The sequence below is a fragment of the Anseongella ginsenosidimutans genome (assembly GCF_008033235.1).
Classification (GTDB): domain Bacteria; phylum Bacteroidota; class Bacteroidia; order Sphingobacteriales; family Sphingobacteriaceae; genus Anseongella; species Anseongella ginsenosidimutans.
The window spans coordinates 3,275,123-3,287,143 of sequence record NZ_CP042432.1; the positions used below are offsets into that span (position 1 = coordinate 3,275,123).

Annotated in this window: 11 protein-coding genes; 6 read left to right on the plus strand and 5 right to left on the minus strand. The window is 48.9% G+C overall.

Annotated features, from left to right (window positions below):
- Positions 1 to 48: 48 nt before the first annotated feature.
- From bshB1 to FRZ59_RS13630, 3 genes are read right to left on the minus strand one after another with little or no spacing between them, the layout of a single operon-like run.
- Positions 49 to 771 (minus strand): bacillithiol biosynthesis deacetylase BshB1, encoded by a 723-nt coding sequence (gene bshB1 / locus FRZ59_RS13620; RefSeq protein ID WP_132128381.1) that lies wholly within the window; start codon positions 769 to 771, stop codon positions 49 to 51.
- Positions 771 to 1,304 carry a glutathione peroxidase gene (locus tag FRZ59_RS13625; RefSeq protein ID WP_132128382.1) on the minus strand — a complete coding sequence of 178 codons (534 nt, stop codon included), beginning with the start codon at positions 1,302 to 1,304 and terminating at the stop codon, positions 771 to 773. The genes bshB1 and FRZ59_RS13625 overlap by 1 nt, the downstream gene beginning before the upstream one ends.
- Positions 1,249 to 1,911, minus strand: a complete 663-nt coding sequence (locus FRZ59_RS13630; RefSeq protein ID WP_132128383.1) for a DUF4294 domain-containing protein — start codon at positions 1,909 to 1,911, stop codon at positions 1,249 to 1,251. Before FRZ59_RS13630 ends, FRZ59_RS13625 begins: the two co-directional genes overlap by 56 nt.
- 110 nt (positions 1,912 to 2,021) lie before the next feature.
- On the opposite strand from FRZ59_RS13630, the gene FRZ59_RS13635 reads away from it, so the two are divergent.
- The 6 genes from FRZ59_RS13635 to FRZ59_RS13660 all read left to right on the plus strand — a co-directional run bounded on the left by FRZ59_RS13635 (position 2,022) and on the right by FRZ59_RS13660 (position 10,258).
- Complete coding sequence (locus FRZ59_RS13635; RefSeq protein WP_132128384.1) at positions 2,022 to 4,232, plus strand: RelA/SpoT family protein; 2,211 nt, start codon at positions 2,022 to 2,024, stop codon at positions 4,230 to 4,232.
- Between the two features lie 53 nt (positions 4,233 to 4,285).
- Positions 4,286 to 4,762 carry a Fur family transcriptional regulator gene (locus FRZ59_RS13640; RefSeq protein WP_132128385.1) on the plus strand — a complete coding sequence of 159 codons (477 nt, stop codon included), beginning with the start codon at positions 4,286 to 4,288 and terminating at the stop codon, positions 4,760 to 4,762.
- 11 nt (positions 4,763 to 4,773) lie between these two features.
- Positions 4,774 to 6,054 carry an adenylosuccinate synthase gene (locus FRZ59_RS13645; RefSeq protein ID WP_132128386.1) on the plus strand — a complete coding sequence of 427 codons (1,281 nt, stop codon included), beginning with the start codon at positions 4,774 to 4,776 and terminating at the stop codon, positions 6,052 to 6,054.
- 11 nt (positions 6,055 to 6,065) lie between these two features.
- Entirely contained in the window at positions 6,066 to 7,358 is a 1,293-nt protein-coding gene (locus FRZ59_RS13650) for an anthranilate synthase component I family protein (protein ID WP_207910234.1), read from the plus strand.
- Positions 7,355 to 8,440, plus strand: a complete 1,086-nt coding sequence (locus FRZ59_RS13655) for a DUF3810 domain-containing protein (protein ID WP_132128387.1) — start codon at positions 7,355 to 7,357, stop codon at positions 8,438 to 8,440. Before FRZ59_RS13650 ends, FRZ59_RS13655 begins: the two co-directional genes overlap by 4 nt.
- A 513-nt stretch (positions 8,441 to 8,953) precedes the next feature.
- Positions 8,954 to 10,258, plus strand: coding sequence for an amidohydrolase family protein (locus FRZ59_RS13660; RefSeq protein ID WP_225975066.1), 1,305 nt, complete (start codon positions 8,954 to 8,956; stop codon positions 10,256 to 10,258).
- 257 nt (positions 10,259 to 10,515) lie between these two features.
- Here FRZ59_RS13660 and FRZ59_RS13665 read toward each other — a convergent pair whose 3' ends face one another.
- On the minus strand, positions 10,516 to 11,310 hold the full coding sequence (locus tag FRZ59_RS13665) for a M48 family metallopeptidase (protein ID WP_132128389.1): 795 nt from the start codon (positions 11,308 to 11,310) through the stop codon (positions 10,516 to 10,518).
- Positions 11,311 to 11,332: 22 nt separating this feature from the next.
- Positions 11,333 to 11,965, minus strand: a complete 633-nt coding sequence (gene plsY / locus FRZ59_RS13670) for a glycerol-3-phosphate 1-O-acyltransferase PlsY (RefSeq protein ID WP_132128390.1) — start codon at positions 11,963 to 11,965, stop codon at positions 11,333 to 11,335.
- Positions 11,966 to 12,021 lie beyond the last annotated feature (56 nt).

Consider the following 12,021-nt stretch of genomic DNA (forward strand, 5'->3'; position numbering starts at 1 on the left):
AAATTCTCTGCCAGTTTCAGGAACCAGGCAATGCAGCTACCCGCCGGGTTACAACAGCGAGAACAGGTCTTTTACCCCCAGCAGACGAGGGCTCACAAAACCTTCGGCATATGCAGTGCCCAGGGTTTTGCCCCATTCGGCAGACCGGCCCATGATGGCTTCCATAAAGGCAGGCCTGGATATATAAGTTTCCGGTTCATTGCTTGCATAGTCCGGGCTATGGAACTGGGACTTAAATGCCCGGATTGCCGCTTCTTTCACCTGGATCACTTCTGAAATATCCACCAGGATATCGGGCCGGAGCATCCTGTCCTGGATATAATGGAGGAACAATCCCGGCCGCCAGGCTTCCTGCGGTTTTCCTTCCAGCTCCGTTTCAATTTTACGGAGGCCCGAAAGAAAATATGCGTCATAAGCCAAACTGCCACCTCTCCCATGGTCGGGATGGCGGTCGTGGGGCGCATTGGCAAGAATAATGTCCGGCTGGTACTGGCGGATCTTTTTAATGAGAGCCAGCTGATTTTCACGGTTATTTTCAAAGAAGCCATCGGGAAAATCCATGTTTTCGCGCACGGAAAGACCCAGGATCTCTGCAGCGGCGGCCGCTTCTTCCGTTCTGAGTCCGGCCGTACCGCGCGTTCCCAGCTCACCCCTGGTCAGGTCAATAACCCCCGCTTTTTTTCCCATGCGGGTATATTTTGCAATAGTGCCGGCGCAGCCCAGTTCTGCATCATCCGGGTGTGCGGCCAGGATAAGTATATCCAATTTCATTACTTAGATCGTTTTGATTTTGCTTTTTCGCCGGGTTCTTCGATTGAAAGCAGGCGGTTAATTTTCTTCCGGACTCGGAGAGACGTGGGCTTGGTGAAAGGATAAAAGAAATCCGTCACCTGTCCGTTCCTGTCCACCAGGTATTTATGAAAGTTCCAAAGAGGAGAAGCTTTTATTTTGCCATTTTGCTTTTTATCGCTCAGGAATTTATAGAGTGGATGAGCGTAGGGGCCCCGGACAATCGTTTTGGAAAAAATGGGAAAGGTAACACCATAATTCTCGCGGCAGAATTTCGTGATCTCTTCTCCCTGGCGGGGTTCCTGCCGGCCAAAATCATTGGACGGTATGCCAATGATCTCAAAATCCTGCCCGCGGTATTTCCGGTATAATTCTTCGAGTTCTTTCAGCTGCGGAGTCAGCCCACATTCAGTTGCAGTATTTACGATCAGGAGTACTTTCCCTTCATATTCCGAAAGGCTAATCTTTTGTCCGTTGATCTTTTCTATGCTGAACCTGAAGATAGTTTTGTCCATTATAAAGCTGATAATACCGATCCATTTCAACCGAGCGGATCACCTTTTCTATTTCTTCCTCTTCTTCAGCGTCGTAACGTTCCTTCAGGTCATGTCCGAAAACCCTTGCCACCGATTGCCAGAAGAAAGCGCTGAACCTACTTTTTAATTCCTGTAATAACACATAACTGGTGCGTCCGGTTTCACGGTCTATAAGTTTAATCAGGATTTTTCCCTGGGTGATGGTCAGGTTGCGAAGGTCCTTCTCGAAATTATCCTTAATATCCTGCTCTATTCTATCGATGATCTTTTTCTGTTCCTTTTCGTTCTTCGCATGCAGGAGTTCATATTCCATTTCCCGGTACCTGGCCCCGGCAAACTTTGCATAGGGCAACACTTTCAGGACGTCGCGTCGTAGCTTGGTATAACGCACCTGTTCGCGGCGACTTTTAAAGACGAGCTTCCCGGTAACGAAAACCGGGCTCAGCATTAAATGCGGAATGGTATCACTTCCGGAAGAACCGGCGCCGGTTTTTTCCTGCACCTGCTGCCCAAGGACCGCTTCCGGGGTACAGACTGCCAGCGCCAGGAAGAATAAGAAAACAGCTCCAATGTATTTATATACCACTTCAACCCCTTATTTATTACAAAAATAATAATTGTTATATTGCTGCTTGCAAAAAAAACGTTTTTTGTACTTGAATGTTACCAGAACAGGAGACATACGTGATTGAATTTATGCCAGAGTTAGTTATTGATCTGGAGGCGGAGAAGAAAGAGATCATCAAACGCTACAGGGCGCTTCTCAGAGCTTGCAAGCCTACTTTACAAAAGGGGGATAAGAAACTGATAAGGAAAGCTTTTGTAAAGTCGATGGAAGCGCATAAGGAAATGCGCCGCAAATCAGGAGAACCTTATATCTATCATCCCGTGGCCGTAGCGCAGATATGTGCGGAAGAAATAGGATTGGGCACTACATCCATTGTTTGTGCCTTGCTGCATGATACGGTCGAAGATACCGATCTAACCCTGGAGGATATAGAACAGGAATTCGGACCGAAATGCTCCCATATTATCGACGGCCTCACTAAGATATCGGGGGTTTTCGATCAAAGTTCTTCCCTGCAGGCGGAGAATTTCCGGAAAATGCTGCTCACCCTGGCCGATGATGTCAGGGTTATCCTGATCAAACTGGCCGACCGCCTCCATAATATGCGTACCATGGAGCATATGCCCCGTGAAAAGCAGCTGAAAATTTCTTCGGAAACCATTTATCTCTATGCTCCGTTGGCCCACCGGTTGGGACTCTATGCGATTAAATCGGAGCTGGAAGACCTTTCCATGAAATATACCGAAACGGCGACCTATAAATTCATTGCTCAGAAGCTGAAAGAAACCAAGGCAGACAGGCGGCGTTTCATAAGAGAATTTATTGAGCCGCTGAAAAAAGCGCTTGCCGATCAGGGCCTGAATGCCCAGGTAATGGGCAGGCCGAAGTCCATTCATTCCATCTGGACCAAAATGAAGAACAAAGGGGTTCCCTTCGAGGAAGTCTATGATTTGTTCGCCATCCGGGTAATCCTTGATAGTCATCCTGAAAACGAAAAGTCTGATTGCTGGAAAGCCTATTCCCTTGTCACGGACTTCTATCACCCCAATCCTGACCGGCTGCGCGACTGGATCTCCAGCCCTAAGGGCAACGGGTATGAATCGCTCCATACAACCGTAATGGGCCCCAAGGGACGATGGGTAGAAGTGCAGATACGTACTAAGAGAATGGACGAAATTGCGGAGAAAGGTTTCGCCGCCCATTGGAAATACAAAGAATCCAGCAGTGACAGCGGATTGGACAACTGGATCCGGAAGGTTCGAGAAACCCTGAGCAACCCGGAGACCAATGCACTTGACTTTATTGACGAGTTCAAGATGAACCTGTTCTCTGACGAGGTCTTCGTGTTTACGCCCAAAGGACAATTGGTGAAACTTCCCAATAATGCCACGGCACTGGACTTTGCATTTGAAATACATACCGATATCGGAGCCCGCTGTATTGGCGCGAAAGTAAATCATAAGCTGGTTCCTTTAAGCTACCAGTTGCAGAACGGCGACCAGCTGGAGATCATTACTTCCGGAAAGCAAAAGCCGAAGGAAGACTGGCTAAGCACCGTGGTGACGGCAAAGGCAAAATCAAAGATCAAGGCTTCGCTGAAGGAAGAACGCCGCAGAGTGGCCGAGGAAGGCAAGGAAATGCTGGACAGGAAAATGAATGCCCTCAAGATCCCGGTCAATTCCAATAATCTGCATAAGATCGCCTATTTCCTTAAGCTGTCAAGCATCCAGGAACTTTATTACCAGTTCGCTACAGGCAAAGTGGAAGCAAAACACCTGAAGGGCTACCTGGAAGCGGAAAAAGCGGTGGAGAACAAGCTTCCGGAAAAGATAGAGAACAATAATATAGACCGGCTGCTCCGCTCGGTGAAGAGCAAGGCAGACGCCGCTTTGCTGATCGGGGAAGACCTGGGCCGTATTGATTACAAACTGGCTACCTGCTGCAATCCCATACCCGGCGACGATGTATTCGGCTTTGTTACTGTCAGCGAAGGAATAAAGATCCATCGTACCAGTTGCCCCAATGCGGCGCGCCTGCTGGCGAATTTCGGTTACAGGGTGGTAAAAGCCAAATGGACCGGAACCCAGGAAATTGCCTTTCTCACCGGCCTCAAGATCACCGGCATTGATGATATAGGAGTGGTAAACAATATAACCAAAGTGATTTCAAATGATCTGAAGGTGAACATCCGATCCATAATGATCGATAGCAACGACGGTATTTTCGAGGGCTCTATCATGGTTTATGTCCACGGAACATCCCATTTGGACAACCTTATTAAAACCCTGAAGCAGGTAAACGGGGTTTTAACAGTTGACCGCTTCGAGGCGGTTCGTTAATAAAATCTATATATTCGCAAAAAAACGGTATTTTTGCAAAAATTGGAGAAATCATGGTGAAGGCCGAAACGACAAAAATGGTTCGGAAGATTTTTGAAGGCTACCTTGAAAAGAACAGCCTCCGGAAGACGCCCGAACGGTTCGCTATATTGGAAGAAATTTATTCCCGTGACGATCATTTTGATGTGGAATCGCTTTACATCCATATGAAGAATAAAAAGTACAGGGTAAGCAGGGCTACGGTCTATAATACGCTGGAGCTGCTGGTCTCATGCGACCTGGTCACCAAGCATCAGTTTGGAAAAAACATGGCCCAGTTTGAAAAATCGTACGGTTATCATCAGCATGACCACATCATCTGCCTGGACTGTGGAAAAGTCGTGGAGTTCTGCGATCCGAGGATCCAGCAAATCCAGAGTATGATGGGCAGCCTGCTGAAATTTGACATTAAACATCATTCGCTCAACCTGTATGGCGCCTGCCAGAAATTACGCGGCAACGGTACCTGTGAGTCTTACGTCCAAAATTAAGTTATCAGAATATGCAAGTTGATGTGCTCCTTGGCCTTCAGTGGGGTGACGAAGGAAAAGGGAAAATAGTGGACGTTCTGAGTCCGCAATACGATCTCATAGCAAGGTTTCAGGGCGGTCCGAATGCCGGGCATACGCTCGAATTCGACGGTAAGAAATTCGTACTTCATACCATCCCTTCCGGGATATTTTTTGAGAATACGCTGAACCTGATCGGCAACGGCGTGGTCATTGACCCGGTGATCCTGCGGGAAGAGATCCGGGTCCTGCAGCAAGCCGGTTCCGATCCCCTCGCTTCGGGCAATCTGGTCGTTTCCCGGAAAGCCCACCTTATTCTTCCTACGCATCGCCTGCTGGATGCCGCGTCGGAAAATAAAATGGGCCTCAATAAAATTGGCTCTACCCTGAAGGGTATCGGACCTACCTACATGGACAAAACCGGCCGGAACGGCCTCCGCGTAGGAGATATCGCCCTGCCCGACTTCCGGGAACGTTACGAAAAGCTTCGGGACAAACACAAAGGCTTGCTTGACAATTCAGGCTATTCCTATGAGGAAGGGCTGGAAGAAAAGGAAAAGCAATTCTTCCAGGCCATCGAATTTATTTCACAGTTGAAATTCGTAGACGGGGAACACCTGGTCAACAGTTACCTGGCAGACGGAAAAAAAGTACTGGCTGAAGGAGCGCAGGGCACTTTGCTGGATATCGATTTTGGCTCCTACCCCTTCGTTACTTCCTCTAACACTACCACGGCGGGCGCCTGCACCGGGCTGGGGGTTGCGCCCGGACGTATCGGAGAAGTATTCGGCATCTTTAAAGCTTATTGCACGCGCGTTGGCGGAGGCCCCTTCCCCACTGAACTGGAAAATGAAACCGGTGAACAACTGCGGGCGCAGGGACATGAATTCGGTGCTACCACAGGCAGGCCGCGGCGCTGCGGGTGGATAGACCTTCCGGCTCTGAAATATGCGATCATGCTGAACGGCGTCAGCCAGCTGGTCATGACAAAGGCAGACGTACTCAGCGGCTTCGGGCGGATATACGCCTGCACCCATTACCAATACGACGGGGAATTAATTGATTATATGCCTTACGATATCTGTTCCCGGAAAGCAGAACCTGTCTGGAAAGAAATAGACGGCTGGAAGGAAGACATCTCGGGTTGCCGCTCCGAAGAAGAGCTTCCCGCTAGTCTTGCAAATTATATTTCCTTCCTCGAAAAGGAGCTTGGCGTACCGGTCAAATACCTGTCAGTAGGCCCTGACCGCACCCAGACCCTGCAATTAACCTGATCAGCGGAAGCATGTTCCACATGAATGCTGCCGAAGAATTCAGCATCGACGATCCGGAACAATTCAAGCTAAAGGCCTTTTACAGGGCCAGCCGTCAGGAACACGTCTGTTGCCTTGATTCCGGCGGTTACCATGAGGGCCATTCCTCTTTTGACTGGCTTATCGGATCGGGAGCCCGAAGCAGCTTACAGCCAGTCGAAAACTGCTTCGGGGCACTGGAAACTTTCATAAAGGAAGTTCCCGGCTGGAAGCTCGGCTTCCTGGGATACGATCTTAAAAACGAAGTAGAAAGGCTTTCTTCCGAAAATTCCGATCCGTTGGGATTCCCGCCGCTTTATTTCTTTGTTCCCCGCGAACTCATTATGCTGAAAGGAAATTCCGTCCGGATCAGCAGCGAATCCAGCCCTTCCGGGGTATTCCGGGAAATACTGGATACGCCGCTTCCTGAGGCAGGCGCTCCGCCGCCGCCGCCGCGCATCCGGCAACGCGTCTCCAGGGCGGGCTATCTCGAAACAGTAGCGGCGATCCGCCGCCATATTGTGGAAGGCGACGTGTACGAACTGAATTATTGTCTTGATTTTTACGCCGAGAACTATGAATGTGACCCCGCCCGCCTGTTTCTGCGCCTGAACGAAACCGCCCCTGCTCCCTTTGCATCTTTTCTGAAACTGGGTAAGCAATTTATACTCTGCGCTTCTCCCGAACGTTTCTTAAAGAAAACGGGAAGCCGGATCATCTCCCAGCCCATCAAAGGTACGATACGGCGCAGCGAGCATCCCGGGGAAGACCAGGCGCTAAAAAAAGCCCTGCGGAACAGCGAAAAGGAACAAGCGGAAAACGTAATGATCGTTGATCTTGTTCGCAATGACCTTTCCCGCAGTGCCGTGCCCGGAACCGTCCGGGTAAGCGAGCTTTTCGGGATCCACACTTTCCGGCACTGGCACCAGATGATCTCCACGGTAGAAGCCGAAGCAAAACCGGGACTTTCCGCCGCCGACATCATCCGCCATGCCTTTCCTATGGGCTCCATGACGGGAGCGCCAAAGATCATGGCCATGAAGCTGATCGACAAATTTGAAGAAGTAAAAAGGGGCGCGTTCTCAGGGGCCATCGGGTATTTTTCCCCCGAAGGAGATTTCGATTTCAACGTAGTCATCCGCTCCATACTTTATAACAGCCAAACCGGCTACCTCTCTTTCCCGGTAGGAAGCGCCATCACCTACGATTCAGTCGCTGAAAACGAATACGAGGAATGTTTGTTAAAAGCAAAGGCCATCAGGAACCTCTTTAATTCCGCCAGATGAAGAAGAATGTACGCAGAAAAGCCCTTACCGCATTTGTACTATTGCTGGTCATCCTGGCGATCAGCTGGCTGAATACGAAGCAGGATTGGATAGAAGCAATTTATGCGCTGAAGATATACCCGCCGCTGGGAAATGCCCTCCGGGCACTCTTCGGATGGATTCCTTTCAGCCTGGGAGACATCCTTTACTTGCAAGTCGTGGTATTCCTGGTGATTTATCTTGTCCGGCTATTCCGGCGCCTTTTCACCCGTAAACTTCGCGCCGCGCTTTGCAGCTTCCTCCAACTGCTCATTGTACTGGAAGTAACTGCAATTATTTTTTACGTCTTCTGGGGCATGAACTACTTTCGCCACAGCACGGCAGAGCGTTTACAGCTTGACCGAAAAAATTACGGACTTGAAGAACTTGTACCCGCCGCCGGCTATCTTATCGAAAAGGCCAATCATAACCGCGCACTTATCAGCCGCGAGGAACTGGAAGAAACCGGTAACCGGGAAGTTTACCGTATGGCCGAGCAAGCCTGTCTGGAATTGGGGAAGATAAATCCGGCTTTTTTCATTCGCAATCCCAAAGTAAAACCTGCACTATTTACTCCGCTCATCAACTTCATGGGCGTTGCCGGCTATTTCAACCCCTTTACCGGCGAAGCCCAGGTAAACTATGCCATGCCCACCCATATAAAGCCTTTTGTCGCCTGCCATGAAATTGCCCACCAGGCGGGTTTCGGCCCCGAAGATGCCGCCAGCTTTGCCGGTTTCCTTGCCGGCACCCATTCCGAGAGCCCGCTGCTTCAATATTCGGTGTACTATGCAGCCATGAAGGACGTATTGCGCGAAATCTCCAGGACAGACCGTAAAGCCTATGCCGATTTATACGCCCGCATTTCCCCCGAGATCAGGAAAGACCTGGATACCGAATATCGCTACTGGGCCTACTACAGAGGCCCGGTGGACGCCATCAGCGATTTCTTATACGACCATTTCCTGAAAGCCAACAATCAGCCAAAGGGCCTCCGGACCTACAACGAAATGATCAGTTTGCTTATCGCGTACTATCAGCAACAGGGAATTTTGCGGGACTGAGTTGTGCGAAAGGCGCGCCGCGGGCGCGGGATACGTATAACGCTCAGGCGGATTTTGGGCTTGCTACGCAAGCTAGCTAAAATCAAACGTCGCTTTTACACGTATCCCGCGCCCGCGGCGAACATCGGCACTTCCATCCCGGCAAAATCGAAACAAGGAGAAGAAACCCAGAAGGCGGCTTTATTTCCTTTTGCCAACCCGCTGGCTGATTTTCATTCCGAAAATCAAAAAATGGGCGGCGCTCAGGAAATAAAACCTGGATTAATGGGTAACTGTCAAATTCCCGAACGCTCAGGAAGACAAAGGCCCAGGCGGCCGGTCAAAAGGAAGCGATAGTACATTTAAGCTAAAAAAAAAAACATAAATTAGGGTGATCCCGCCCGAAACGCCTGCGAATGACGGATCCGGCGTAGGGCTTCGGAACGATACCGGCAGTTTATGAAAATAAATTTTTTACTGATTATCGTGTTTTTGGGATTCTTGTTCGGATGCTCCAGGCGTATAGAGTATGATTTGGCAATCACCGACGTCATGCTTTTTGATTCGGAAAGCAAACAGGTCCTGAAAAATAAAACCATCCTCATTAATGCCGATACTATTGCCGCTGTGATAAATAATGGTCGAAAAATCCTTGCAAAGGAATTAATTGAAGGGAACGGCAGGTTGGCAAGCCCCGGATTTATAGATACACATATCCATCTGACTGATGTCATTGGTGATTATGATCTGGCTCCCGATTATCTTTTGGAAAATTCTGTCCGCAGGTACAAGGATGCTTTAGCTAAAACTTATCTTAGCTATGGCATAACGACCGTAGTGGACATGGGACAACCTGAAAAATGGCTGGCTGAGACAATTAAATGGCAAAACAATCCTGAACCCGGCTATCCAAACATTTTTTTTACGGGAAGCGCACTAATCTCGGATGAGACAAGAAAGCCATATATAAGCCATGTCGAGATATTGAATAATGAAGAAGCAAAAAAGAAAGTACAAGAATATCACGACAAGGGTCTGAACCAGATCAAGCTATACTGGCGATTGCAAAAGCCAGAAATCGAAGCAGTTATTGAAAGTGCCAGATCTTTAGATATCAATATGTTCGCACATGTTGACAATAACGTAGTAGGTTTCAACGAATTGCTGGACCTGGGCGTCCGAAATTTTGAGCATGCCAGCACTGTGTCCAATGACGTTTTCGTGTTCGCCGAAAACGGTGATAGACTAACTGCCATCCTTCAAAAATATTATCCCGGTATACAAGCTTACATGGCTTTTGCCCTGGAAAAAATCCAGTTAGTTGAGGACATTCCCGAATTGCGAAAGAGAAGAAATTTGCTGTTGAGTAAAATGATAGAAAAGGATGCCAGCCTGTCCACGACCATCCATCTTTTTGGCTCATTTTGCGGAAGGACCTATTTCAATTCATTCCTGACCGACTTTTATCGAAACGAGAATCCGGAATTAAACCCGGATCAACAAAAACGACTAAATAAAGCTTTCGATACCTATATGGCTTACGTCAAAGCCGCGCATGAGAAAGGTCTTAAACTAAGAATTGGAACCGACTGCAAAGAAGGCGGAAAAGCAGCTCTCTCCGAAATGTTGTTACTCCATGAAGCAGGCATACCCATGGAAGACATCCTACAAATCGCCAACATCAACGGAGCCCAGGCAATGCAAATCAGCAATAATTTCGGTTCCATCAAACAAGGCAAACAAGCCGACCTGATAATCTTCCACAAAAACCCCTTCAAAGCCCCAAAAAATCTACTCTCCCCCAAAACAATCATAAAATCCGGCCAAAAATTCAACTAACCACCGGGCGAAGTTAACGCCCGTGGCTGCCAAGCGAAGCGAAGGCAAATAAGTTGAAGTCGCGAAGATATTAGTTTAAAGCTGCCAAGCGAAGCGAAGGCGCGCCCCTCCCCCATTGGCTGGGAAATGAAATTATTCCACGTTTGGTGAGGCCGGATGAAGGTGTGCGATGAGCGAACGTCATGCTTTTGGGAATCCAAAAGAATGCCTTGAGCGAACGCACACCTTCATCCGGCCGCCCCTCCGTATGGAACAATTTATTTCCTGTAATACTTCATGGCCTCCGGAATATGCTGCTGTATATCCCTGATCCGCCGCTCGTCACTAGGGTGCGTACTCAGAAACTCAGGCGGCTTTCCGCCACCGCCGGCCGACATGCGCTGCCAAAACCCGACCGATGCCGACGGATCATAGCCAGCCATTGCCATGAAGATCAATCCAAGGCGGTCGGCCTCTGATTCCTGCCGCCGGGAATTGGGAAGAAGGTAACCGACATTGGCTCCCACGCCGTATAAGCTGTTAAAGGTATTGACTACCTGGGGATCCTTTTCTGATAAGGCTACGTTAGCAGCCAGCTGTACACCCATAGCGGCCAGAGACTGGGACATGCGTTCGCCGCCGTGATGGGCAATAGCGTGCGCGATTTCGTGGCCCATTACCGTGGCCAGGCCGGCGTCAGTTTTGCAAACCGGAAGTATGCCGGTATAGACGGCCACTTTTCCGCCGGGCATGCAAAAAGCATTTTTCTGTTCGCTGCTTATCAGGTTGAATTCCCATTGGAAGCCTTCGATATTTTCGCTGTACCCGTTTTGGTTCATATAGGTTTCGACAGCCCTGGCAAGTTTGTTGCCGATATTCTTCACCCTGTTTGCATCAGCGGTCCCCTTGATCACTTTATTTTCATCAAGAAACTGGTCGTATTGGCTGTTTGCCATTTGCATCAACTCGCCGCTTGACACCAGGCTGAGTTGCTTCCGGCCTGTCAGGGGCACGGTGGAACAGGCTGCCAGTACCAGGCCGGCAGCAAGTAGAGGTATGGTTTTCCTTTTCATAAATTCAATTTTTTCGCTCGCTTCAATTCCGTTTAAAAAGATTGGCTTTCCCTTCCTTTCCTTTTAACAAGCGTTCAATGTTTTTCTGGTGAGTGATCAGTACCAATACGCAAACGCAGATACCGAAAAGCACTACTGACCTTACCGGTTCCTTTATCACGAAAATGATGACAATGGGATAAGCAAAACTTGCCATCATGGAACTCAGCGACACATATTTCGTCAGCAGCAGCATGACCACGAAAACAAGGACACAGTACAGGGCCGCCTCAGATTGTATCGCTAAAATCATTCCAAATAAAGTAGCAATTCCCTTTCCGCCGCGGAAACCGGCGTAGACGGGGAAAATGTGCCCCATCACAGCCGTAATTCCTAATGAAAGCTGGAAGTTGATAAAAGGGATTGTGCCAGGATTATTGACACTAAAGATAAATGCGATATTGGTAGCGGCGAACCCTTTCAGAATATCGATTACCATTACCGGGATCCCCGCCTTTTTTCCAAGTACCCGGAACGTATTGGTAGCTCCTGCGTTTCCGCTCCCATATTCGCGGATATCTATGCCGTAAAACACCTTGCCAAGCCACACAGCCGTGGGAATGGAACCTATCATGTAAGCAAGCAGCAAAGCCGTTAGTGAATGTGCAGGGATCATCAATCTATCAATGTTCGATCAGTACGTAAAATACGGATTATTCTTTCATTGCAAAG